The following is a 24134-nucleotide window of genomic DNA, read 5'->3' as shown; positions in this document are numbered from 1 at the left end:
TATCTCTCCACGTACGGCTTGGCCAAAGGCTGGGTGTGGCCGCCGGATCAGGAGTCGGTGTGGTGCGCCGAGTACCGCTTTTACAGCACCAGCGGCTCCTACAGGCCGCATGCCCACGCAGGCGACGCCTGGGCCGACATGCGCTCACTGGTCGACACCGCCGTGCGCGAGGCGATGGACTGCTTCCTGGGCGGCCTGATCTGGGACGCGGATCCGGCCGTTGATCCTGCGCTGACCGGCGGGGGCGTCTTCCCGCCCGCCACCGACCGCTGGCACCCGCGCACTCTCCTCGTCTGCCCGCCGGAGGTGGTGCCCGGCAAGGTCCATGCCTGGCAGCGGGTGGAGCCGCGTCTGGAGGAGTTGCGCAGGCCGTTCAGCGCGGAGTGCGAGGGCTGGGCAGGACGCCCGGACACCTTCGAGGGATTTACCGCGCTACTGCGCGAATGGGCCGAGGTGGCACGGGAGACGGCCCGTCGCGGCTGGGGCCTGGTGGGCCTGCCGTAACCCTGATCAGCAGCGGGCGGGAGACCGCCCTGGCGCAGGCACGGTGGCGGGCGGCAGGCACCACGCTCATGACGTGCTTCAGCAGCTCGTCACTGGCCGCCACCATCACCGACCACGCTGGCCTTTTCTCCTGCCGCCGGCGTCGGACCCACCAGGCCGCCTGTCGCTGCGCCGGCCTGCACAAGCGAACACGCGCAAGGCTCAGCCTCGGTGAACTTCCCACCGCACCAGCCACACCACAGGTCACCCACATAGGGACAATACGCCCGGCTGGCTGTTCCAGCGCGTGCTCCAAGGCCGACAGCACGGCCGAACGGCCATCACCACGGCCCTGTGTCGTGAAGCTCGCATCGGCGCGCCAGGCGCGGGAGATCCGCCTCGCGCGCCTGGCGCGCGCGGGTTGCCCAACGCGGGTGCGCTGGCAGACGTACGTACGGGTAGGGCTGAGGAGGGGCCGGCCGCGGAGCCCGCTCGGAGTCAGATCCCGGTCGTAGGAGCGGTACGCGTCGCCTCCGCGTTGGGCACCGGCATGGAAATCGTCGCCCGCGCCCCGGGACCAGGGGCTTCACCCTGGTCCCGAAACGCTGGACCGTTATGGCACCCGGCTGACGCCCCGTCCGGTGCAAGACAGCCAACATCATCGGCCCAGCCACGCACCGCTGCCGGCGTACCGAGCCCCGCCAGTACAGTGGTTCGCCGACTGCACGGGCAGGGAGCCGTGCCGTGCGCTCACTGACGAGGCCAGGTGGTGGGAGTGATGCGAGCGGGTGTCCTGACGCGCTGCTCGGAGTGGGGACGACGGCATTCTCTGGCAGGTGATGTGCTGCTGGCGCTGGTGCTCTTCGCTCTTTCTGCCCTCGTGCTCCGGTACCAGTCGGCGGACTGCGACTGCCATGTGCCGGCCTGGGCGTATGTGGCGGCTGCCGGTCAGACACTGCCCGTCGCCGCTCGGCGCAGGGCTCCGTTCGCCGTCAACGTCGTCGTCGCCCCAAGTGCGTTCATCTACGGACTGGCGGCCTGGCCGGCGCCTCCTGCACCGTTGGGTGCACTGACAGCGATTCACGCCGCTGCCGCGTACGCCCGCCGCTGGCAGGCGGCGCTGGTTCTCGGGGTGGCGGTGGTGATGGTCCCGGCGGTGCTGCTCGGCCGCGAGGCCGCCACAACGTTCATCGAGGTGGCCTACACGTGGCTGATCATCGTGGTGGCCTGGCTCCTCGGCGTGGTGAGTCGCTATCGCCTGCGGGCGCTCAAGGACGCCGTGACACGCCAGGACTCCCAGCACCGCCTGCTGAAGGCGGAGGCCGGTCGCGCGGCCGCGGAGGAACGGGCCCGCATCGCCCGCGAGATGCACGACCTGCTCACTCACTCGGTGAGCGGGATGGTCGTGCTGGCCGAGGGCGGTGCCGCGGCCTCCGCCGACGCACACCCGTCATCCAGCGCGATCTTCGATTCGATCTCCCTGCGGGGTCGGCGAACCCTGCACGAGTTGCGCGGCATGCTCGCAGTGCTGCGGCACGAGGACGGAGCCGACACCGGATCGCGACCGGATGCCGACGCCGGCGAGGAGCGCCGCCCCCTTCCCGGTCTGTCCGACCTTCCCGCGCTCATCGAGGCCGTGCGGGAAGCCGGAATGGAGGTCACCCTCTCCGGCGTGGTCGAAAGCCACATGAGCCCCGCCGCGCAACTCGCGGTCTACCGAGTCGCTCAGGAGTCCTTGACCAACGCGCTCAAGCACGCGACGGGCAGCCCCGTGAAGGTCCTGGTCGCAGAGGATCACTCCGGGGTTCGCCTTGAAGTGTCCAACCCCTTGCCGAGCGGCTCCGCGTTCACCGGCCGGGGCCGGGGCCACGGGCTGAGGGGTATGCGGGAGCGGGCCGCCAGCGTCGGAGGCCGGGTTCACATCGATCACACTGACGATGTGTGGAGTGTCGAGTTGGTCGTCCCGCAGGTGCAGAGAGGCTGATCCGTGGTGATCCAGGTACTGCTCGTCGACGATGAGGAGCTCGTCCGTACGGGCCTGCGACTCATCCTGGAGTCCCAGCCCGACATCACCGTAGTGGCCGAGGCCGGTGATGGACTGGCAGCGGTGTCGCTGGCCGGACAGCACCAGCCGGACGTCGTACTCATGGACGTACGCATGCCGTTGCTCGACGGAATCGCAGCCACCGCGGAAGTCCTCCTCGCCTCCCCCCGGTCGAAGGTGATCATGCTGACGACCTTTGACAAGGATGAGCACGTGTTCAACTCCCTCCGAGCAGGCGCCGGCGGTTTCCTGCTCAAGGACTCACCGCGCACGGACCTCATCAGGGCAGTGAGGGAGGTGATGGCAGGGCGGTCGCTGCTCTCTCCCGGGGCGACCCGGCAACTGATTTCGGAGTACGTGCGCACCGCACCGACTCGGACCCACGCTGCGCCGCCGGAACTCGCTGTGCTCAGCGAGCGGGAACGGGAAGTGCTCGCCCATGTGGCGCGCGGGCTCACCAACGCGGAGATCGCCGCGACGCTCACCCTCAGCGAGCACACGGTGAAGACTCACGTCGGCAACATCCTGGCCAAGCTGCATCTGCGCGACCGTGTCCAGGCAGTGATCTTCGCCTACGAGACCGGCGTCGGGACTGGTACCACAGGCTGAGCCACTCACCCCACGGCACCACCGCGGGAACCCCTCCGACGAGCGATGTCAGCCGAAACACCGGTGCCTAGCGTCCTTTGTTATGAACACAAAGGGTGTGATCTCGCGGAAGCGTCTGCTGGCCTGTGCCGTCTTCGGGCTGTGGCTGGCTGCTCTGGCAGCGCTGTGGCCCGCTGCCGACCGTATGGGGGCGTACGAGTCCGACGGGGCCTCGATGGAGCTGGTGAGCGGCGCGGACAGTACGCGTGTGCACGAGCTGGTGGAGGGCACCGAAGCGGCAGGCGTCGGGAAACAGGCGGCAGCCGTCGTGGCTGCGCGTCCTGGCGGTCTGCGCGGCACGGATCGCTCATGGCTCGACCACCTCCGTCGTCGTACGGCAGCTGCGGTGTCCGGGCGGCAGGGAACGTCCGCCATCACCCTCGCGGCCGACGGCACCATCGCCGCCTTCACGGCGTCCGCGACGGACACAGACCGTCTCGTCGACACCGTGCGCAGGCAGCTCGCCTCGGCTCCCGACGGCCTGCAGACCTACGTCACCGGAGAGGCGGCGCTGGATGTGGACGCCGACCAGCTGGAAGCAGGAACGGACACGCGGCTGCTGCTGGCCACCGTCGGCGTGGTCGTCCTGCTGCTGATCCTGACCTACCGAAGTCCGGTGCTGTGGATCCTGCCGCTCGTCTCCGTCGTGGCAGCCCTCGTCGTCGCGCAGGCGGCGATCGCCCTGTACGGCGCTCTCGGCGGTACTTACTCGGACCTGACCGGGAAGATCCTTACCGTTTTGGTCTTCGGTATCGGCACGGACTACGCGCTGTTGCTCGTGGCCAGATTCCGCGAGGAACTCGCCGCACAAGACGACCCGTTCGCGGCGATGAGCCGAGCAGTACGGCGCACGGCGAGGTCCGTGCTGTGCTCCGCGGCAGCAGTGGTGGGGGGCGTTTGGTGCCTGCTGCTCACATCCGTGCCCGAGACCCGGGGGCTGGGGCCCACACTCGCGCTGTCGGTGGTGGCGACCTCCGTCGTCATGCTGACTCTGCTGCCGGCACTCCTCCTGATCAGCGGGCGTTGGATGTTCTGGCCGTCGCTTCCCCAGGCCGGCCGGGCCGGCTCGATGTCCAAGCTGTGGGAGAAGGTCTCCCGCGCGGTCACACGGCGGCCGGTCCGCGCGGCGTTCGTGAGCGGCGCCCTGCTGTTGGGCCTCGCGCAGGGAGTGGGGGCGGTGCAGTGGGGCCTGTCTTCCGTGGACCAGTTCCGTGACCAGCCGGAGTCCGTGGCGGGCCTGCGCGTTCTCACCGAGCACTTCCCCACCGGCCCCGTCGAGCCGGCCGTGGTCGCCGTGCGCCCCTCGGCTGCGCGCCAGGCCCGCACCGCACTCGCCGGACACTCTCAGGTGACCGCGGTCGACAGGACCGGGCGCACCGACGGATGGGACCTCTACGAGGTGCAGTTGAGGGCAGCGCCCTTCAGCCGCGCCTCCGAAAACGCCGTACGTTCGCTCAGGCGAACCCTGAGCGACGCTGTGGGCGCCTCCGCCCTCGTCGGTGGCACCGCGGCAGAAGCGGTCGACGCACAGGATGCGGCAGAACACGACCTCATGGTGACGGTCCCCGCCATCCTCCTGGTGGTGGGAGCCGTCCTGGTGGTGTTCTTGCGCTCCTGGAAGATCGCAGGACTGCTCTTGGCCACCGTCACCCTCACATCCCTCTCGGCAGCAGGCCTCACCTTCGCGCTGAGCCGGTACGTGTTCGGCTTCGGCGGGATCGAGCCCCGCATCCCGCTGTTCGCCTTCGTGTTCGTAGTGGCCGTGGGCGTCGACTACAGCATCTTCCTGCTCCACCGCTACCGCGAGGAGCGCAGGCGTCACGCGTGCAGCACAAGCCTGCACCGGGCCATGGCCTCCACCGGCACAGTGATCACCAGTGCGGGAGTGGTGCTCGCCGCCACGTTTCTCGTCCTGGCCGTCCTGCCGCTCGTTCCGCTGACTCAGATGGGGATGGCCGTCGCCATCGGGATCCTGCTGGACACGTTCGTGGTGCGGCCCGTGCTCATGCCCGCACTCCTGACGTTGCTGGACCAAGGTGCTTCCGGCTCGGAACGGGACGTCCGTGCGGACCACGGCGAACCCTTGTCCCCGGCAAGGTGAGCCAGGCGTGTGGCCTGTTCCCCGTTCGGTTGAGGCGGCGTACGACGCCGCCGACGGGTCGCCGGAGCCACTTCGCTACCGGTCAGCCATCGTCGGCACCCAGCTCCCGGCTCGCGGCGGCCACGATACCGTGCACCACATCCAAGGCAGGACGCCAGTTCGCGCCCAGTGCCACCTCCGCGCCGGTGGTCACCGTGACCAGGGCGAGCGACGGTACGACCACAATGTGCTGCCCCGCGTATCCACCGGCGAAGTAGGTCGCGTGGCCCGCCATTTCCGTCACCCACCACAGGAATCCGTACCCCGCGCACTCCGGCGGGCCACCGGCGGAATGCTCGCGGGTCGCATCGGCGGCGTACCCGGCGGTGAACAGCCGCCGACCGCCCGGAGCCGTACCACCCGCCAACCACAGTCGCCCCAGCGCGAGGAGGTCCAGCGGCGAGAGCTGGAGATGGCCGAAGCCGTAGGGCAGTCCGTCGGGGTCTCGAGGCCAGTGCCACCGCGTGATGCCCAACGGGGCAAAGAGGCGACGAGCGGCGTACACCTCCGGATCCTCCCCCAGCGCGCGGGCAAGACATGCCGCCAGGACGTGGGCCGCACCGTTGTCGTACCGGAACTGCGCACCCGGCGCGGACAGGCGAGGAGCGGACAGGAGAGTGTCCACCCAGCCACCCGGGAGTGCCATCACGGCGTCGATGTCACAATCGCCGGAGGGATCCGCGCCGCCGGTCATGGTCAGCAAGTGACGCATGGACACCTGCTTGACAGCCCCTGGCACGGACCGACCCAGCAGTTCACCGACTGTGGCCTCCAGCCGGAACCGGCCATCCAGGACCGCGCTGCCCACGAGCGTGGACAGCACGCTCTTGGTGACGGAGAAGATGTCGCCCGGTTCGTCGACCGCCCGTCGCCTGTAGGCATGCTCGGCCACCCTGCGATTGCCGTGCATGACCACCAGGTGCTCAGTGTGCGAGAACCACGATTCTTTCCTGATGCGTGCGTCAGCCACCGCGACGGCCTCATCAACAGTCAAGAAGCGCCCCTTCACCTCGTCCGATTGGCCGCATACTCGTCGCGAACCCGACCGGGCACAAACGATTTACGGCGGGGAGATCGTCCGGCCTGCCCATTGACCGGGTAAGACCGACGAGGCACCCACCACGCGTGCAGCCGCTGCCAGCCCGACCCCGGCGCCCTCACCACAGACGCCCGCGTAGAAGAAGAAGGCGAGAAGTCCCACGACGATCCAATAGGCGATGTTCATAGTTTCCGTTCATGGACCACCGCCTTCGGGAACCCGTCGATTGCGTCGGTTGCGTCGATTGCCACAACGGCCCTTGAAGAAAGCCCGGTCCGTCTGCTGAGGCCATCGGACAGACGGGGCATCCAGACCCATCGGCCTCGCCTTCCTCTGACTGGAACGCCTCATACAGCCACCACCGTCGGCATCGCGGCGGTCGGCACCTTCCCGACGCCCTCCCGGGGATCGCCGCGAACCCTCGGACGACATCGCCGACTGTGGTGATCTCGGCCAGGCACACCCCTCCATCCCGTCCCACTCAACACCACCACGAACATCTCCCGGACCAGCACGACGCTCCCGCTGCATGAGCACCCCGCACCGGCAGAGCCGGCCGTGTCGTTTCTCCGGTGCGACCATTGCACTCACACGAAGGGCGCACCCGCTGTCTCCGGCACGTGCGCCCCAGGTAGGCCGCTACCCACAGGTACATACGTAAGCTCTGCTCCGCGGCCTGCCCACCGCGCTCCTCACCGTCCTGGCCCGCACCGAACGAGCCCTGGAGCATCACGGCTACGACGTCGAGGTCACCGTCGGCCACATCCGCGACGGCATCGCCGAGGTCCTCACCGCCACGGACATCGCCCCCGAGCGGCTCCTGGGCGTCGGTATCGGTGTCCGTGATCGACCCGTTCTGCACACGAACAGGGCCTACCGGGGAAAGCCCGCAAGGACCATGCGTTTGCCGGATCCGCGAGCGGTCCAGGCCGGGCAGGGCGTAGAGGCGCCCCACCCGACCAGGTGTCATCGGATGTGCATCGCCGGCCTGGTGGCGGCGTCGAGCAGGTACTCCAAAGGGCCGCGGCGGAAAAAAACGGGACCAGAGGGCCGCGAACACGCTGGCCCCGAAGACGAACATCAGCAGCGGCACCCATGACTGCTGAGTGCCGGTCCTGGCAGGCACCGACAGCACGGACTGTGCGAGGAAGTGACGGACGCAGGCCATCAAGGACATCGTGTGCCCACAGCAATGACCGCAATGACCGCCTCGCCACACAGCGCAATCGCGGCACGCGCTCCATCACCACCATCGCGCCCACGATCACGGCAATCACAACCCCGACACTGCCGACGACGTCGAACGCAGCGCCGCTGTGCGGCCCCACCGAAAGAAACGACGACGCCGGCAAATCAACCCCCGCCCGCCGCCAAAGGACACCGACCCGCCTTCCGCCATACTCCTCAACACACCCGGGGCCGACCAACAGCAAGGACATGTCAATCCCGCGGTGCGAGAACGGGTGCCTTGGGACGCGACCGTATCGGCCCAGTGCCGGGCGATGCCGCGAACAACCGCTAGCCAGTGGTGAGTTCAACCCTCGTCTCCGGACAGCCCGGTTCCTCCATCCTGGCATCACACCGCGAGGTCGAGCCCTCGTCCCGACAAATTGGCGATCGTCGGCGCCCTGGGGCCGACAGGTGCGTCGGTAAGGCCAGCTGCCCTGCGGTGGCGACGGGCGCCCACAGTGAGCTGTTGGGCGCCGGATAGCGTACGGGCATGGCGTGGACGGGGAAACGACGGGTCCTGTATCGGCAAGGCACCGGATTCTGGCGGATGACGGCGAAGTGGGCTGTGGTCTTCGGGACCCTGTACCTGCTGGACGGCGGACTGCTCCGGTCGTGGGGCGACGCTTTGATTTGGCCACTGATCGGGATCCTGCTGTGGGTGCCGTTCGGGGTCGGCGTCGTCTGGTACCCGAAGAAGGACCAGCGCGTCGAGCTGACGGTGCGTGAACTGCGGGTGCGGCGCAAGCGGCTGCCGGTGGAGAACGTGAACCTGCTGCACGTGGCGCGCCTGTGGCTGGAGGGCCGGTCAACCGCGGACGACCAGCCGGTGCTCGAATGGAAACGCTCCGACCGGGTGGTGTGGGTGCCGCTGCGGGACGGGCGAGCATTCGGCGTGGAGTTCCGCGACCCGGCCGCATTCGCCAAGGTCTTCGGTGACTTCGCGGTCACGGCGTGCGGCGGTCCCGACATGGTCCGGGCGAGGGCCGCAGCGGAGATCTACCCGGAGCCAGTCCCGATGCGGCCCCGCCCCGCCGGTGACGCAGGCTCCTGGCTGGACGTTCTGGATTTCTGACGGTAGGAAACGTGGGCACGGCACGGCGCTCCATCCGTCCGACTGATCCAGAGCAGACGAGAACCGCTACGGCGTGGTGCTACCGGCCTTCAAAGGAGTACGAGACGCCGAGGAACTCCTATCCGTCGGCACCCTTCGCCATGTGTGCTTCCGATCCCTACACCCCGCTGAATGACAATGATGATGGCGATGCCGATGTCTGCGGCTCGGCAGGATCGGAAAGGCGTTGGAGAGGCTCACGGGATTCTCGTACGCTCCGCGCATGGACTGGCATAAGTGGCAAGACCGGTACGACACTGCTGACTCGCCCCTCGCTCGCCGGCTGGTCACCGTGCAGGAGCGCATTCGTCTCGCGCTGGAGGACTGTCCTCCCGGCCCCTTGCAGGTGGTGAGTCTTTGTGCGGGTCAGGGCCGCGACTTGCTGGGAGTGCTGCCCAGTCACCCGCGTGGTCAGGACGTGCGTGCGCGTCTGGTGGAGCTCGACCCGCGAAACGTGGACGTGGCGGCCGAGGCAGCCAGATCTGCCGAGCTGCACCGTATCGAGGCCATCGCTGCCGATGCCGCACTGCTCGATCACTACGACGGCATGGTGCCGGCAGACGTGGTGCTGATCTGTGGGGTCTTCGGCAACATTGTGGACAGGGATATTGAGCGCACCATCAACGCGTGCACGCAGTTGTGCAAGGCAGGAGGCCGGGTCATCTGGACAAGGAACCGCAAGACGCCCGACCGTGTGCCGTTGATCTGCGACTGGTTCGAAGAGCGCGGCTTCGAGCGCGAGTGGCTCACTGCCCCGGACGTGATCCAGGCCGTGGGAGTGCACCGTTTCACCGGCCGGACCCAGCCCCTCCAGATCGGCACGCGGCTCTTCACCTTCGTGGGGTACGACAAGCTGCAGTCAGCGACCTGAGCGTGTGGATCCCCGATCCGCTGTCGGCCGGCGCTGGTTTCCCCGGCCGGCTGGGGCCTCCTTGCGGGCGGGCGCCTGGTCAAGAGGGTACTTCGACTGGGAGATCCCAGTGCCGCCGAAGGCAGCACCTTCCTGGGCGAATTGCGTCAACCAGCCCCAAGAGGTGCCGAGCTCCTTCGGGCGCTTTATCGGCGTCCCTCCCCATGCTGAGAACAAGCTCCTGTGGTTGTGGACATGCGACGTATTGACATCGACGACGACGAGGTCGACATCGGCTTCGATCACCGGTTGCTCTATGCCGGGCAGCCCTATACAGGGGAGGTCGTGGAGCGCTTGGCTGGGCGTCCAGTGAGCCTTGTAACTTACACGGACGGACTCAAGGACGGCCCTTACCGTGAGTGGTACAGGGACGGCAGACTCCGGGCCGAGGGCATGATGCACATGGGATTCATGTCAGGAGAGTTCAAGCGTTGGCACCCAAACGGAGTCCTGGCCAAGCGCATGGTCAACAGCGAGGACGGAAAAGCTCCTGCTGCTGAACACGAATGGGATGAGGAAGGTCGCCCCACTCGCTCCTGGGAGCGCACGAGCCGTGATCAATGAAGTGAAGTGCAGCGCACTTCCAGAGGCCCATCTCGAGGACCGGGCCCAGGAAGCTATTGAGCCTTTTCCAACCTGACGTTGAGGGGGCGCGATGGCGAAGACCGCAGTCCTTCCTCGCATATGGTTGCCCGAGTGCGTCGTGACGTCGGCGCAGTGCCGGTGATCAGCTGCTGCCTTCGGCGCTGTTGTCGGTGATCGCTCGGAACAGCTCCCGCTCGCAGAACTGGTCCATCCGCATGCCGCCGTTCACCGCCCACGCCCGGGCAGAAGCCGACGGCCGCCCCGTCGGGGACGGGCGGCGGGGGCGGGATCGCGGTGCTGCTGCCTGAGTATCCCCTTGGGGGCGCATGGTCCGGTGCCGTTGGACGACGGGAAGTGTTTGCAGGGCATCCTGTTCGTCGGGCCTCCCGCGCTCACGGGTTGAGCCAAGTGGTCCAGGTCGGCATGGACTTGCGCATCATGGCCATCGCCGTCACCGACTCCCTGAGTGTCTGAGCGAAGCCGGCCTGGTACTCCGGACTTCCGCCCCGGTGGCCACAGGCCATCCACAGCTGCCAAGCCGCCGCTCCCACGCGTCCGGCGAACATGCCGGTGAACGCAGACTCATCGACCGCCCCGACTGCCCCTCCCGCTGCGACATAACCGGAGAGGCACGCTTCGACGACACGGCGCTCAGGCACTCCCCGGCCGCGGTCGAAGCCGGCGAGATGGAAAGCGGTGAAGACCAGCTCCCACCACGGGTCCTGTGCCCCGGCGGCATCGAAGTCCAACAGGACCGGTCCACCGGAGCCGGTCAGAATGTTCTGGTGCCGGATGTCGCGATGCATGACCAACTTGGATCGCCACAACTCCTGCTGGTCTTCGACCATTGCCTCGGTCTGCTCCACCGCCAGCCTGAGGGTGCGGACATGCTCGGCACTGAGGACCTCGAGGCGTTCGGCCTGAGCGAACCACTCCTCCCACTCTTCCTGGGAGTGCGACCGGTAGTCGCCGTCGACGGTCGGGTCGGCTGGAATGGCGCACCGCGCAAGGTCAGCGACGAGCCTGCCGGCCCACGCCGCCAACGGCTCCGACGTCGGCGCGGTCGGATGCGCGCCCTCGACGAAACGCACCGCACGGGCGTAGAAACCGTCCCCGACCGGCCGCCACAGACCCGCTTCGTGCAGAGTCGTCGATTGCGGCTCGGGCATCGGGACACCGACCTCCCAGGCGGCGGCTTCAAGCGCCCCTGCCTGGGCAGCCATGGGCAGCCAGAAGTCGCCCCAGGGCTGGGCGATCTTCACCACCCACGAGCCGGAGTCAGTAACGGCCTTCCACACCGGGCTCTGCTCGTCGTCCTTGAGCAGCAGCGGGGCCTCCAGCATCTGCCCCAACCCGAGCCGCTCGGCCGCCAGTGCCAGGTTCATGGCCAGTCAGTCAACTCGCCCGCCACGCCAGCGGCAAACGAATTACTCGCCCCACCTGACAATCTCTGACCAGACACCCGCCCTGCCCGACAGGGCCAGCAGCGCGCCCTGGCGGTGTCCGCGCCGACCAGCACCATCACACCCGCACCCTGCTCCACATCGACGCCGCAACCTGCGCCCACCACGACGGCGACGGCGAACACGCCTGCCACCGCACCATCGCCACCCTGACCGTGCCGCCGGACAGATGCCGTACCGGCCCGGTCCACCGCCGCGCCCAGGACTCTCGCCGCCTGCTTCCCGCCACCCGCCCTCTTCTTCGCGGCTCGCGCCTGCTTGGTCGCCTCACGCTGCACCTTGCCAGCCGGCATCTCCGCGCCCACGGCCGAGCGGGCCCCGTCGTGGTGGGCGCGAGTGACCGTGGAAGCCGCGCTGACCAGCGACAGATCCGCCTGTCCCCGCTGTGCCGCCTCAGCGATCAATACTCGGGGAACGGCAACGGATCCGTGACCCAGCCCGCCGCCAGCACGAGCCGCGTATGGCGATGCAGGGCGAGGAAGCCGAAGGGCCGGTCGAAGGTGGCGCTGATCTGGGTGGTGACGTAGCGGAGGTCGGGCAGGCCTCCGGGGACGGCGCTGAACGCCGTCACCGCGGCGGCCTCGAAACCCAGCGCGCCGAACTTCGCCCTGGTGTTCTGCTCGGCCGACCCGATGGCGAGCGGGAAGTCGCTGATGCCGGGGAAATGCCCGCGCGAGGAGTCCCGTGCCGTCGTGAGCCCGAACAACCCGTGCAGCTTCAGCAGATCGTGGCTCGCGCTCATGTCGTACGCCGCGGTCGTCACCTCCAGCGACGGCGGCTCGGGCCGGCTGCAGCGCACCTTCTCGACCCGCAGGCCGGGGCCCACGTCCCCGTAGGGCAGCCGCGGCCCCGGCAGGACCGCGTACCGGCCCGCGAGGATGCCGACTCCGGCTCCCAGCACCTGCCCCGGCTTCATTCCTACGTCACCGAGCAGCAGGTGTACGTCCAGGGCGTTGTTCCCCAGCACCTTCAGCTCGGTGACGTATCCGCCTGGTGTGTCCGCCAGCCCGACCCGGTCCAGCACGGCACTGGAGCGCCACAGCCCCAGCCGCGGCCTGGCGGCCCACGGCTCGTACGCCGTCTCCAGTTCCATTTCGTGGAAGGGGCTCAGCCACTGCGTGCGCAAGGTCAGCGCGCTCGCCAGCACCATCTGCGTGTCCTCGGTCAGCGTGACCGGCATACGGTCGATCAGCCCGTCGGTCCGTTTCACCGTCCAGGCGTCCAGCGCCTGGTGGTCGGCCACGGGGTCCCCGGTGAGCACCCCGTGGGTGTCGGCCGGCAGGCCCGCCTCCCACTCCCCCCTCAACTCCAGCGTGCGCTTCGTCCACAGCCTCAGAGCTGTGTCCAGTCCCCGCATGGCGCCCATCGCGGCGAGCAACTCGCGTGCTGCTTCCGCCGCTTGCCCGGCAGGAAGCCCGAGGGCCTCCGCCAGCTCGGCCCGCGCGGCGCCCTCGGCTCCGTCGGCCAGGTGAGCCAGCAGCGGCCACACCCCAGCCGCCGAGAACACCGTGCCGCTCTGCGAGACACCCGCCCACCGCACGGTCAACCCGTTCACCGCGTGGACCGTACTCATCGCCACTCCCATTCCGCCCGCATCGTCAGCGCAGCCCTCCCACATGGAGTGGTGAGGTCTCCTACTCGCCGGCGCGGGCCACGAGCAGCGGCTGGAAGAAGCCCGTCTCCTGCGGCATCCCCCACTCGGGGTCGACGAACCCGGCCTCGGCCGCGAGGCCGGCCAGCCGGTCCCGGCAGAGTGCCCAGTAAGTAGTACGGCGGACCTTGACACGCCATTCTCCGCCTGCTGGAAGGAGCTGGAAGTGCTCCAAGTCGTAGTGCTCGCCGTCGTCGTGCCAGTTCCAGAGCTGGAAAGTGACAGTTCGTTCTTCGCCGTCGGCGCAGTCGACGTTCTTGTGGATTTGCGGCGGTGTCGAAGTCGGGCGGTCGCGCAGCAGGTCGTCGTAGTGGCGTGTGCTGACCAGCAGCAGGCCGTCGGGGCGCAGCACGCGGCGCATCTCGGCCAGGGCTGCGTGCACATCCTGCTCAGTCAGCAGGTGAGGCAGCGAGTTGTCGGCGCAGACGACCGTGTCGAACCGGCCATCAGGAAACGGGAGATGTCGCATATCGGCAGCGGCCGTGCGCAAGCTCAGGTTCCGGCGGGCAGCCTCGTGGGCAGCGCGGGCAGCGGCGCGGGGGCTGAGGTCGGTCCCGGTGACCCGATGCCCGCGCAGCGCCAGGCCGATCGCCTGCGTGCCGATGCCGCAGGAACAGTCGAGAACCTCCGCGTGATCTTTGCCGATCAGGGCATCCAGGGCGTCCGCTTGCCGACGGATGCTCGTGTCCCAGTCGGAGTAGATCAGGTGGTAGTCGTCGGCCAGTTCGTCGTAGAAGCGCGCCACCGATGTCTCGGGCATGGCCCGAGGTTACCGACATGGCCTGAGGGAGGCGCAGGTGGCGGAGAATGTGCCAAAGCCTCCCGGCGTGATGCTGGCGGAGCTGTGGGCGGCCAAACCCATCGAATGGCGCCGGATCGTCGCGCTGCTTCAGGCCTCCGGGCAGGAGTCATACGATCCCGCCCAGGACGCCTGGGGCGGCCTGGGTCAAAGAGCGGGAGGCGAGACGGCAGGCGGGCCGTCGGCCGGCACGCCGCGTGGGTGAAGGGGCGCCAGGAGGCGAAGGACGAACTCCGGACGCAGGTCTGGCTGCCCGCAGAGACCAGCCGCCGTCTCCGCACCGTCGCGACCCGGGCCGGCGGGCAGGGTGAAGGCAGCGTGCCGTGGAGCAGGAACCGTCTGTGGCGGAGCCTGAGGTGTACGAACCGCCCGTGCTGAGCGAGGTCAGCGGGTTCGCGCAAGTGGCGGGGCCGGGATCTCGGTGTTCGCCCGGATCAGCGACGGTGTCATCCAGACTGCCCAGCATTCGGAGGCCATTTCGGACCCTCCTCGGCATCATCCTCACCCGGTGAAGCAGCCGCTGCGCGATGTTGGGCCAGTCGGCCGGCTCAGCGGACTCGGTCGTAGACGAGGGCCAGCGTGCCGTGCTCGCCCGCGGTGTGGCTGACGAGACTCCACTGCCCTGCGGGCAGACCGTCGTCGAAGAGGCGGGGCCCGCCGCCGAGGAAGACCGGGAAGACCGTGAGCGCGAGCCGGTCGACCTTGTCGGCCGCCAGCAGCGCCTTGATGACGCTCGCGCTGGAGAGCACGAGAATGTCGCCGCCGTCGGTTGCTTTCAGGTCCCCGACTACCTCCGCGGCCGGCTTGTCGACCACAGTCGTCCGCTCCCACGGCGCCTGGTCGAGTGTGGAGGAGAGAACCACTTTGTCGGTGTCGACGAGCCACTTCGCGAAGCCCTCGTCGCGCGGGTCGGCGCCGTCCATGCCGATGACGGTGGGCCAGAAGCCCAGGAACCCCTCGGCGTTGACCCGTCCGAGCAGGGCTGTCGTGGCCGACTCCCACAGGCTCGTCAGATGGTCGCGGGCGACGTCCGAGACGGCGTACGGCATCACCCAGCTCATGTCCTGCGGGTTGTCCGGCGCGGCGTAGTGGCCGTCGAGGGAGAGGGCCAGGTTGGTGACGACTCTGCGGCCGGTGAGCTGCGCTGTCATGTCGTGCTCCTCGTGTCGGTGCTGTCGGTGATGCGCCAGTGCGCGTCGAGGTCACTCCGTCGCGGCGAGTCGCTCCGCGTGGAGGCGGCTCTCGTAGCGGTCGTACGTCGCGTGCCGGCCGCTGAACCGTTGTCTTCTGCGGCTGGCGCGCCTCGGCGAGCTGGGCGAGTAGGCCGACCGGGCGGGGCCTCGGCTGCGGTGTTCGATCAACCGGGGGGAGCTTCCCAGTTGCCCGGCAGAAAGGCCAGCACCTTCCGGAGGTCGGCAGGCCCCTGGTAGTGCACACCGGTCATTCCGAGCGAGACGGCAGTCTCGACGTTCTCCCATCGGTCGTCCACGAACAGGCACCGGTGGGCGGCGACTCCGGCCCGCTCGGCTGCGATTCTGTAGATGGCCTCGTCAGGCTTGGCGACCCCCACCCGGGCACTGCTGACGACGTGGTCCGCGAGATCCGCCAGTCCCATCGACTCAAGGTCGCGCTCCAGTTCCAGGGTCGCGTTGGTCACGAGGGCCAGGGGCATGTGTTCCCGCACCCGGCGCAGCATGGCCACCACCACGTCGTCGGCCCGGAACGGAGCGTCGGCAAGGGCCAGTCCCAGCTCACGGGCGCGCGTCGGCGGTATCCGGCCGGACAGCGCCGACGCGATGGAGTCCACCCATGCCTCCTTGGTGATCTTGCCGAGGAGGAGCGGCAGGTCCACTTCAGGGGCGTAGGCCACCTCTGTGGTGGTGCCCTCGGCCACTCCCACGGCGCGTTCCAACTCGGCCAGTGGAGCCATGTCGTAGAAGCGAATCACGTTGTCGAGGTCGCACAGCACCGCGTCGAAGGGCCTGCTGGATGTCTCGGAAGCCGTCACCTGCCCAGGAGTAGCACAGCGCTCGGCCGCTGCTCGACCGCAAACAGAAGTTCCTTGTCACCGCCCACCCGGCGCACTACCTCTGTGCTACGACCCCGCCTTGCTGGTGATCATAGTCCCGCGTGGCAATGCCCGGGGCATCAAGGCCCGCCTTCCGAACGGGCCTTGAGCGTGCGATCCGCGTCCGGTCAGGCGGTGGCGAGGAGTTGCAGGGTGTCGATCACTCGGTTGGAGAAGCCCCACTCGTTGTCGTACCAGGCGACGACCTTGACGTGGCGGCCGTCGACGCGGGTGAGGGCCGCGTCGAAGATGGACGAGGCGGGGTTGCCCACGATGTCGGAGGAGACGAGCGGGTCGTCGGAGTACTCCAGGATGCCGGCGAGCGGCCCCGTGGCCGCGGTCTGGTAGGCGGCGAGCACGTCCTCGCGGGTCACGTCGCGGGCGACGGTCGTGTTGAGTTCGACGATCGAGCCCACCGGCACCGGTACGCGGATGGAGTCGCCCGACAGCTTGCCGTCCAGGCCCGGCAGCACCAGGCCGATCGCCTTCGCGGCGCCGGTCGTGGTCGGCACGATGTTGACGCCGGCGGCGCGGGCGCGGCGGGCGTCGCGGTGCGGGCCGTCCTGCAGGTTCTGCTCCTGGGTGTAGGCGTGCACGGTCGTCATGAAGCCGTGCTCGATACCGGCGAGGTCGTCGAGCACCTTGGCCAGCGGGGCGAGCGCGTTGGTGGTGCAGGAAGCGTTGGAGACGATCGTGTGCAGGCCGGGGTCGTAGGCGTCGGTGTTGACGCCGAAGGCGAGGGTGACGTCGGCGCCGTCGGACGGTGCGCTGACGAGGACCTTGCGCGCGCCTGCGTCGAGATGGGCGCGGGCGGCTTTGGCGGAGGTGAAGCGGCCGGTGGCCTCCACGACGATGTCGACGCCGAGTCGGGCCCAGGGCAGCTGCGCCGGTTCGCGCTCGGCCAGCACCGTGATCCGGCGTCCGTCGACGACGAGGGCGTCCCCCTCGGCGGTGACCGGACGTCCGAGCCGGCCGGCCGTGCTGTCGTAGGCGAGCAGCCGGGCGAGCGTGGCGGGCTCGGTGAGGTCGTTGACGGCGACGACCTCGAGAGTGCTGTCGCGTTCCAGCAGGGCGCGCAGCACATTGCGTCCGATGCGGCCGAACCCGTTGATGGCGATGCGAGTCATAGGTGATGTCCCTTCCCTTCGCTCCCCAGGCTCGCGTGCGGGCCGCGGCACGGACAGTGGCGCTATCGCCACGGTTCACAAGGATCTGGCCATGGGCGGGCGGGCGCTATTCGCCGCGGGTGAAGGTGCGTCGGTATTCGCTCGGGGTGGTGCCCAGGATGCGCTGGAAGTGCAGGCGCAGGTTTGCGCCGGTGCCGAGGCCGACGTCGGCGGCGATCTGTTCGACGCTGCGCTCGGAGCGCTCCAGCAGTTCGCGGGCGAGGTCGACGCGGGCCCGCATCACCCACTGCATCGGCGTGTAGCCGGTCTCTTCGACGAAGCGGCGGGAGAACGTGCGGGGCGAGACGCCGGCCTGCCGGGCCAGGAGGTCCAGGGTGAGGGGCTCACCGAGGTGGTGCAGTGCCCACTGGCGGGTGGCGCCGAAGCGCTCGCCGAGCGGCTCGGGAACGCTGCGTGGCACGTACTGGGCCTGGCCGCCGCTGCGGTAGGGGGCCGCGACCAGGCGGCGGGCGGCGTGGTTCGAGGCGGCCACTCCGAGGTCGCCGCGCAGGATGTGCAGGCACAGGTCGATGCCGGAGGCGGCGCCGGCCGAGGTGAGCACGCTGCCCTCGTCGACGAACAGGACGTTCTCGTCGACCAGGATGCGCGGATGTCTGGCTTTCAGTGCGCGTGTGTAGTGCCAATGCGTGGTGGCGCGTCTGCCGTCGAGCAGGCCGGTGGCGGCGAGTGCGAAGGCGCCGGTGGAGATGGCGGCGAGCCGTGCGCCCCGGGCGTGGGCGGCGAGCAGCGCGTCGGTGACGGGCTGCGGCGGGTCGTCGCGGTCCGGGTGGCGGTAGCCGGGCACGAAGACGATGTCGGCCCAGGCCAGCGCGTCCAGGCCGTGGGCGACGGAGTAGGACAGGCCGTCGCCGCCGGTGACGAGGCCGGGTGTCGCCCCGCAGACCCGCACCTCGTACGGCATGCTCGCGCGGGTCGTGAAGACCTGGGCGGGGATGCCGACGTCGAGTGGCTTTGCGCCCTCGAGGACGAGGACGGCGACGCGGTGGAGGCGGGAGGACGGCACGGGACAAAGGCTACGGGGGCGTGATGCCGATGCGCCCATGGCATGAGGAGGGCTGGCCGTGCGTGATCGTGGTCGCGCTGGAGACCGGGCGCCCCTTCGGGGACGGTGGTGTGGGGTGCGGGCCGTCCCGCTGCTCCCGGAGCAGGCCTCGCCTCGGTGGCTACAGCCCAGCGGTACCAGGGCCAGCGGTACCAGGGCCAACCCCGCGGGCAGGTCGTGTCCGAGCGGGGCCTGGCCGACCGTGCCGTTCCACAGGACGGCCTGCAGGCATTCCTGGACGGCGCGCACCACTGGCCCCTCGCGCGGGCTGCCGCCGTTCCAGTACGACTGCCGGACGGGGTCGGTGCCCTGCGGGAACTGGAACCAGCGGTGGTCGTTCAGCTCGGCCAGCCGCAGTTGGCCGCGGCGGGCCAGCGGATCGTCGGCGCGCAGGACCACGCCGACCGGGTCGGTCCGCAGCGCACGCACCGTCAGGGCGGTCTCGTCGAAGGGCGCCCGGGTGAGGGCCACGTCGACCAGTCCGGCGCGCAGCCCGCACGTCGGGTCGGTCAGATCGGTGTCGCGGACGCGGACGTCGATGCCGGGGTGGCTCTGGCGAGCAGGGCCCCGACGTCGGCCTCCGACTGCTTGATCGCCCGGCTCAGCGGCGGCTGACTCATGTGCAGCCGGGTGGCGGCCCGGCCGAAGTGGTGTTCCTCGGCGACCGCCACGACGTAGCGCAGGGTCCGTGACTCCACGCCGCAACGATACCCACCGGGTATCGGCCCCGCGGGACAGGTCCTGGACATCGGCAGGGGGCGGGCGGTGCACTCGTGGGCATGACCGAAGAAGGCAGGACCAGCCAGCCGCAGACCGAAGGTGGTGCGTCCCGGCGACGGCGAGACGATCGTTCTGGGCGCCACGCGCATGCGCGTGCTGGAGGACGGCAGCCACACCGGGCACCGCCTCGCGATCGCCGAGTCCGTCCTTGCGCCGCACACCCCGGGGACCGCCGCAGCACCGCCACGCCCGACACGACGAGGGCTTCTACGTCCTCTCCGGCTCCGTGCGCTTCACCGTCGGGCAGGAGGACCACGACGCCACCGCCGGCACGCTCGTGATCGTTCCGCCGGGCACGCCGCGCACCTTCGCCAAGGTGACCGACCGGCCCGCCGTCATGCTCAGCACATTCACGCCCGACCTGTACGTGCAGTACTTCCGGGGCCTCCAGGAGGTCCTCGCCGGCCGCCGGCCTCGGTGGCGGCGCCCGGGGCAGGGCCTGACGTGCGTCGAGGCCGCTCCCGACAGTTGATCTCCCTCGGTGATGGCACGCGGTCAGCGCATGCCCCGGCGCTGCGTCAGGGGGCCGGGGTGGGCTGAGTGAGGTTCACCGGGTTGCCGTCGGGGTCGAAGATGTGGGCGACGCGTTGTCCCCACGGCATGTCGGTGGGGCCGCTGCGGACCGAGCCGCCCAGCGCCGTCACCCGGCTGAGCGTCTCGTCGACGTCGTCGACACCGATGCTGAGCAGGAGCCGCGGCGCCGCTCCCGTCCCCGGGGTCGCCTTGGCCACCAGCCCGAGATCGGTGTCGCCGATGCGCAAGCCGAGGTAGAAGGCCGGGCCCTCCGCCGGTACCCGGAAGATCTCCTCGGCGCCGAACAGTTTCGTATAGAAGTCGAGCAGGACGTCCTGGTCGGCGGTGAGGATCACCGGCTGGATGGTGGACATGGCACTCCTGTCGGGAACGGTCGGGGCGCTGGGTAGACCGTTCGTGGACGGTGAACTCATCGGCGGCGGGTGGGGTGGCGGTGGGCCCCGGGCGGCCTGTGCCGTGCCACGCCATTGGCACCTGGGTGGATGGCGACCAGAGTCGCGCCTACGGCTCGTCCGCGAGAGCCCCGAAAAAATCTTGGGCGGCGATGTCGAGAACCCGTGGCCTGCTTCGTCCCTGGGGTGAACGCGACCACAATGGGCCGCACCAGCACCCAGGAGAAGACAAAATGGCCAAGTACCTGCTGCTCAAGCACTACCGCGGCGCTCCGGCGGCCGTCAACGACGTGCCGATGAGCGAGTGGACGCCCGAGGAGATCTCGGCGCACGTGCAGTACATGAACGACTTCGCGGCCCGGCTGGAGAAGACCGGCGAGTACGTCGACAGCCAGGCGCTCGCCCCCGAGGGCGCCTGGGTCCGCTACGACGGTGAAGGGCGCCCGCCGGTCACCGACGGCCCGTTCGCCGAGACCAAGGACCTCATCGCCGGGTGGATGGTGATCGACGTCGACAGCTACGAGCGCGCCGTCGAGCTGGCCGGGGAGCTGTCGGCCGCCCCCGGGGCGGGCGGGAAGCCGATCCACGAGTGGCTCGAGGTGCGCCCCTTCTACGGCACCACGGCCACCATCACGGAGTGACCTCACCCATGGACGAGGCCCTGCTCCGCAGCCTCACACCCGGCGTGCTCGCCCTCCTCGTCCGCCGCGGAGCCGACTTCGCGGCGGCCGAGGACGCCGTGCAGGAGGCGCTGGTGGAGGCGCTGCGCGTGTGGCCGGCCGACCCGCCGCGGGACGCGAAGGGCTGGCTGGTCACCGTGGCGTGGCGCAAGTTCCTCGACCAGACCCGGGCGGACGCCGCCCGTCGCCGGCGCGAGGACCTCGTCCTGCAGGAGCCGGCGCCCGGGCCCATGCCCGCGGCGGACGACACGCTCCGGCTCTACTTCCTGTGCGCCCACCCGTCGCTGACGTCGTCCTCCGCCACCGCGCTGACGCTCCGCGCGGTCGGCGGGCTCACCACCCGCCAGATCGCCCAGGCCTACCTGGTGCCCGAGGCAACCATGGCCCAGCGGATCAGCCGGGCCAAGCGCACTCTGGCCGGTGTGCGGTTCGACCAGCCCGGCGACGTCGCCACCGTGCTGCGCGTCCTCTACCTGGTCTTCAACGAGGGCTACTCCGGTGACGTCGACCTCGCCGCCGAGGCCATCCGGCTCACCCGGCAGCTCGCGGCCGCCATCGACCACCCCGAGGTGGCGGGGCTGCTCGCCCTCATGCTGCTGCACCACGCCCGGCGCGCCGCCCGGACCGCGCCCGACGGCAGTCTGGTGCCGCTCGCCGAGCAGGACCGCGGCCGCTGGGACACCGGGTTGATCGCCGAAGGCGTTTCGATCCTGCAGGCGGCCCTCGTCCGCGACCGGCTGGGCGAGTTCCAGGCCCAGGCGGCCATCGCCGCCCTCCACGCCGACGCGCCCAGAGCGGAGGAGACCGACTGGGTGCAGATCGTCGAGTGGTACGACGAGCTCGTGCGGCTGACCGGCAGCCCCATCGTCCGGCTCAACCGCGCGGTCGCCGTCGGCGAGGCCGACGGACCGCGCGCCGGGCTGGCGGCGCTCGCGGCACTGGACGCCTCGCTGCCCCGCCACACCGCGGTGGCCGCGTACCTCCACGAGCGCGACGGCGACCTCGCGACGGCGGCACGGTTGTATGCCGAGGCGGCCCACAGAGCACCCAGCCTCCCCGAGCGCCAGCACCTGACGCGGCAGGCCGCCCGGCTCAACGCCCGCCTGCGCCGCTGACGGATCGCGCCCGGCGTGTGGGCGTGTGCCGCGGCCCTGGGCGCGGTGCGGCCCCCGCGACCGGCCAGCATCGGTACTGGAGGAAAGGGGCGTCGGCCTGATCATCCGTCAGGCCTCGGGTGCGGCGCTCCTCGACCAGCCGCGTGCCTCGCCCTCGTCGATGAGGCGCCGCCCGGCCTTCCACAACGAGGACGACGCGTCCCCGATGACCGCCTTGCGGGCTCGGACATCGTCGGCGGTGACGCCCGGAGTGCGCCAAGTGCCGCCGCGCGCCATCCAGTTGAGGAGCAGCGGCTGCAGCCGGTCCATGGCCTTGGCGAATCGGGCTTCGGGGGTGCGGCGTTCCTCGAATTCGTCCCACAGAGCCCGCAGGCGCCGGGCCTGGTCCGTCGGGAGCAGGTCGAAGAGTTCGTCGGCCGCGACGGCTTCCCGCTCCTGCTGGTCCATCCCCGCAATGGTGTCGTAGAGCGGGGTGTCGCCGGCGTAGATCTCCACGAGGTCGTGCACCAGGACCAGTTCGATGGTGTGAGCCACGTCGATGGGCTGGTCGGAGTGTTCGGCGAGCAGCACCACCATCATCGCCAGGTGCCACGAGTGCTCCGCGTCGTTCTCACGGCGGTCCGCCGCAGCGAGAGGCGACTGGCGCAGGACGGTCTTGAGCTGGTCCACCTCCACGAGGAAGGTGAACTGGGCGCGCAGCCTTTCGTCGAGATCGTCGGGGAAGGGCGTCTTGTCTGCGAGCAGCCTGCGGCGTTCGTCCTTCATGCGGTTCATCGTGGCACGCGGGGCCCCGGTGCACAGGCAGTCGGGAAGATCGAGGACCCGGGCAGAACCAGTGCAGGCAGTGCGGGGAGCGGTCGGTGCCGGCGAGGGTGGCGCGTCCGGGTGGTGGGCCCGGACGTGTCCGGCACGTACGCGCGTGCTCGGGGGGTGCCGGCATCGGTCGAGTAGCCGAAGAGGGCTGTGGAATGCCAGGGACGTCACGGGAGTTGAGCGGAGCATGACTCAAGGACCAGCGCCGCGTTCCCTGTCCGACGAAGCCCTCTCCGACCTGCTCGCCGGGCAGCAGTTCGGGACCCTCGCCACTGTCAAGCAAAGTGGCCATCCGCACCTGACCACCATGCTCTACAGCTGGGACCCCGAGGCCCGCATCGTCAGAATGTCGACCACGGCCGACCGCATCAAGGTCAAACACCTGCAGCGCAACCCCCGCGCGGCGCTGCACGTGCAGGGTGGCGACGTCTGGTCGTTCGCCGTCGCCGAGGGCGCGGCGGAGGCCTCGGAGATCACGACGGTTCCCGGGGACGCGGTCGGGCGGGAGCTGCTCGCGATGATCCCGGCGGCCGCGAAGCCGGAGGACGAAGACGCGTTCCTCAAGCAGCTGGTCGCCGAGCGCAGGGTCGTCATTCGGCTGAGGGTGGAGCGGCTGTACGGGACGGCCCTGGACATCAACGGCTAGGGGCGACCGTCCCGGTCATCGCTCGTGCGGTGGCGATGACCGGGCAGCGGCTTGTGTCCGTGCTCGACCGCCAAGCACAGTCGTAGGCCCCCAGCGGCCTTGATCCACTTTCGCGGCGCTCCCTAGCGCGCCACCCGGTAGCGGAGGTAGGCGAATCTCGAGTGGAAGGTGCGGGTCTCGACGAGTTCGAGATCCACCCGGCGCTCGTTCCGGGGAAAGAACGGAATGCCACCGCCGACCAGCACCGGGTAGACCACGGTCCGGTACTCGTCGATCAGGTCCGACGCGGCCGCCTCGGCGGCGAGGGTGGCGCCGCCGATCGCGATGTCGCCCTCCCCCGGCTCGGCCCGCAACCGCTCGATCTCCTCCACCAGGCTGCCGGAGGCCAGGCGGGCATGGCCCTGGACCGTCGACAGCGTGGTGGAGAACACCACCTTGGGGAGCGGCTTCCAGAGCGCCGTCCACTCGAGTTCCGAGTCGTCGAGCGATGGATCCTGGTCCGCGGTCTCCCAGTACAGCATCGTCTCGTAGAGCCGCCGTCCCATCAGGTGGACGCCCACTTCCCTGATCTCGTCGATCCAGAAGCGGAAGACCTCCTCGTCGGGCGCCGTCCAGTCGAAGCTGCCGTCCGGTCCGACGATGTAACCGTCGAGCGAGACGCTCATCGAATAGGTCACTCTGCGCATCGGCAGTCCTCCTCGGTAGCCGGTTCGACCGTACGGTCCGGACGCCGCAGGACTCGTCACGGCTCGCGGGGTCCGCTGGATCCCCTGG

The 24134-nt window shown here is 69.7% G+C and carries 21 protein-coding genes and 4 pseudogenes; 12 read left to right on the top strand and 13 right to left on the bottom strand.

Translation table 11 applies throughout. The features are described from left to right. From C1703_RS38835 to C1703_RS38820, 4 genes are all read left to right on the top strand, one after another. Nucleotides 1-504 (top strand): hypothetical protein (locus C1703_RS38835; protein ID WP_232840360.1); only part of this gene is annotated, 504 nt, incomplete at its 5' end. Between the two features lie 820 nt (nucleotides 505-1324). Then, nucleotides 1325-2467: a histidine kinase gene (locus C1703_RS38830; RefSeq protein ID WP_157993063.1), complete on the top strand. Its 1143-nt coding sequence runs from the start codon at nucleotides 1325-1327 to the stop codon at nucleotides 2465-2467. A gap of 3 nt (nucleotides 2468-2470) precedes the next feature. Continuing rightward, a complete protein-coding gene (locus C1703_RS38825; RefSeq protein ID WP_114249899.1) occupies nucleotides 2471-3136 on the top strand; it encodes a response regulator transcription factor in 666 nt (221 codons plus the stop codon). 82 nt (nucleotides 3137-3218) lie between these two features. Then, the gene (locus C1703_RS38820) at nucleotides 3219-5276 is read left to right on the top strand and encodes an MMPL family transporter (protein ID WP_114249900.1); all 2058 of its coding nucleotides are present in this window, start codon (nucleotides 3219-3221) and stop codon (nucleotides 5274-5276) included. Nucleotides 5277-5358: 82 nt separating this feature from the next. Here C1703_RS38820 and C1703_RS38815 read toward each other — a convergent pair whose 3' ends face one another. Continuing rightward, the gene (locus C1703_RS38815; RefSeq protein WP_157993064.1) at nucleotides 5359-6309 is read right to left on the bottom strand and encodes a serine hydrolase; all 951 of its coding nucleotides are present in this window, start codon (nucleotides 6307-6309) and stop codon (nucleotides 5359-5361) included. Between the two features lie 736 nt (nucleotides 6310-7045). On the opposite strand from C1703_RS38815, the pseudogene C1703_RS40090 reads away from it, so the two are divergent. Beyond that, nucleotides 7046-7195 (top strand): annotated as a pseudogene (locus tag C1703_RS40090) (sugar kinase); the annotation flags it as partial. Between the two features lie 125 nt (nucleotides 7196-7320). Here the strand turns inward: C1703_RS40090 and C1703_RS40085 are convergent. Continuing rightward, nucleotides 7321-7709, bottom strand: a pseudogene (locus C1703_RS40085) (hypothetical protein); the annotation flags it as partial. A gap of 422 nt (nucleotides 7710-8131) precedes the next feature. Between C1703_RS40085 and C1703_RS38805 the strand changes: the two are divergent. The 3 genes from C1703_RS38805 (at nucleotide 8132) to C1703_RS38795 (ending at nucleotide 10169) form a co-directional block, all read left to right on the top strand. Continuing rightward, nucleotides 8132-8656: a hypothetical protein gene (locus tag C1703_RS38805; RefSeq protein ID WP_232840724.1), complete on the top strand. Its 525-nt coding sequence runs from the start codon at nucleotides 8132-8134 to the stop codon at nucleotides 8654-8656. 262 nt (nucleotides 8657-8918) lie between these two features. Continuing rightward, nucleotides 8919-9566 (top strand): class I SAM-dependent methyltransferase, encoded by a 648-nt coding sequence (locus C1703_RS38800; RefSeq protein WP_114257826.1) that lies wholly within the window; start codon nucleotides 8919-8921, stop codon nucleotides 9564-9566. Between the two features lie 234 nt (nucleotides 9567-9800). Beyond that, on the top strand, nucleotides 9801-10169 hold the full coding sequence (locus tag C1703_RS38795) for a hypothetical protein (protein WP_114257825.1): 369 nt from the start codon (nucleotides 9801-9803) through the stop codon (nucleotides 10167-10169). Between the two features lie 413 nt (nucleotides 10170-10582). Here C1703_RS38795 and C1703_RS38790 read toward each other — a convergent pair whose 3' ends face one another. The 8 genes and pseudogenes from C1703_RS38790 to C1703_RS38755 form a co-directional block, all read right to left on the bottom strand. After that, entirely contained in the window at nucleotides 10583-11575 is a 993-nt protein-coding gene (locus tag C1703_RS38790; protein WP_114257210.1) for a phosphotransferase, read from the bottom strand. A 478-nt stretch (nucleotides 11576-12053) separates the two neighbouring features. Continuing rightward, a complete protein-coding gene (locus tag C1703_RS38785) occupies nucleotides 12054-13238 on the bottom strand; it encodes a serpin family protein (protein WP_114257209.1) in 1185 nt (394 codons plus the stop codon). A 49-nt stretch (nucleotides 13239-13287) separates the two neighbouring features. Continuing rightward, nucleotides 13288-14064, bottom strand: coding sequence for a class I SAM-dependent methyltransferase (locus tag C1703_RS38780; RefSeq protein ID WP_114257208.1), 777 nt, complete (start codon nucleotides 14062-14064; stop codon nucleotides 13288-13290). 587 nt (nucleotides 14065-14651) lie between these two features. Then, the gene (locus tag C1703_RS38775) at nucleotides 14652-15254 is read right to left on the bottom strand and encodes a dihydrofolate reductase family protein (protein WP_114257207.1); all 603 of its coding nucleotides are present in this window, start codon (nucleotides 15252-15254) and stop codon (nucleotides 14652-14654) included. Nucleotides 15255-15460: 206 nt separating this feature from the next. Further along, complete coding sequence (locus C1703_RS38770; RefSeq protein ID WP_114257206.1) at nucleotides 15461-16111, bottom strand: HAD-IA family hydrolase; 651 nt, start codon at nucleotides 16109-16111, stop codon at nucleotides 15461-15463. 188 nt (nucleotides 16112-16299) lie between these two features. Then, a complete protein-coding gene (gene gap, locus C1703_RS38765; RefSeq protein WP_114257205.1) occupies nucleotides 16300-17298 on the bottom strand; it encodes a type I glyceraldehyde-3-phosphate dehydrogenase in 999 nt (332 codons plus the stop codon). A 106-nt stretch (nucleotides 17299-17404) separates the two neighbouring features. Next, a complete protein-coding gene (locus tag C1703_RS38760) occupies nucleotides 17405-18361 on the bottom strand; it encodes a helix-turn-helix domain-containing protein (RefSeq protein WP_114257824.1) in 957 nt (318 codons plus the stop codon). A 180-nt stretch (nucleotides 18362-18541) separates the two neighbouring features. Continuing rightward, nucleotides 18542-19098, bottom strand: a pseudogene (locus C1703_RS38755) (LysR substrate-binding domain-containing protein); the annotation flags it as partial. 81 nt (nucleotides 19099-19179) lie between these two features. Between C1703_RS38755 and C1703_RS38750 the strand changes: the two are divergent. Further along, a pseudogene (locus C1703_RS38750) lies at nucleotides 19180-19586 on the top strand (cupin domain-containing protein); the annotation flags it as partial. Nucleotides 19587-19698: 112 nt separating this feature from the next. Here C1703_RS38750 and C1703_RS38745 read toward each other — a convergent pair. Beyond that, nucleotides 19699-20067: a VOC family protein gene (locus C1703_RS38745; protein WP_114257204.1), complete on the bottom strand. Its 369-nt coding sequence runs from the start codon at nucleotides 20065-20067 to the stop codon at nucleotides 19699-19701. 272 nt (nucleotides 20068-20339) lie between these two features. Between C1703_RS38745 and C1703_RS38740 the strand changes: the two genes are divergently transcribed. After that, nucleotides 20340-20747 (top strand): YciI family protein, encoded by a 408-nt coding sequence (locus tag C1703_RS38740; RefSeq protein WP_114257203.1) that lies wholly within the window; start codon nucleotides 20340-20342, stop codon nucleotides 20745-20747. Nucleotides 20748-20755: 8 nt separating this feature from the next. Continuing rightward, entirely contained in the window at nucleotides 20756-21901 is a 1146-nt protein-coding gene (locus C1703_RS38735) for a DUF6596 domain-containing protein (protein WP_114257202.1), read from the top strand. A 108-nt stretch (nucleotides 21902-22009) separates the two neighbouring features. On the opposite strand, the gene C1703_RS38730 is transcribed toward C1703_RS38735, so the two are convergent. Beyond that, nucleotides 22010-22666: an HD domain-containing protein gene (locus tag C1703_RS38730; protein ID WP_114257201.1), complete on the bottom strand. Its 657-nt coding sequence runs from the start codon at nucleotides 22664-22666 to the stop codon at nucleotides 22010-22012. Between the two features lie 235 nt (nucleotides 22667-22901). Between C1703_RS38730 and C1703_RS38725 the strand changes: the two genes are divergently transcribed. Then, nucleotides 22902-23360: a TIGR03618 family F420-dependent PPOX class oxidoreductase gene (locus tag C1703_RS38725; protein WP_114257200.1), complete on the top strand. Its 459-nt coding sequence runs from the start codon at nucleotides 22902-22904 to the stop codon at nucleotides 23358-23360. 122 nt (nucleotides 23361-23482) lie between these two features. Here the strand turns inward: C1703_RS38725 and C1703_RS38720 are convergent, their stop codons facing one another. Further along, nucleotides 23483-24046: a dihydrofolate reductase family protein gene (locus tag C1703_RS38720; RefSeq protein ID WP_114257199.1), complete on the bottom strand. Its 564-nt coding sequence runs from the start codon at nucleotides 24044-24046 to the stop codon at nucleotides 23483-23485. Nucleotides 24047-24134 lie beyond the last annotated feature (88 nt).

Origin of the sequence: Streptomyces sp. Go-475 (assembly GCF_003330845.1) — a bacterium.
Taxonomy (GTDB): domain Bacteria; phylum Actinomycetota; class Actinomycetes; order Streptomycetales; family Streptomycetaceae; genus Streptomyces.
Note: the sequence above shows the minus strand (reverse complement) of the source record. Positions and strands in the feature narration are given on the sequence as shown.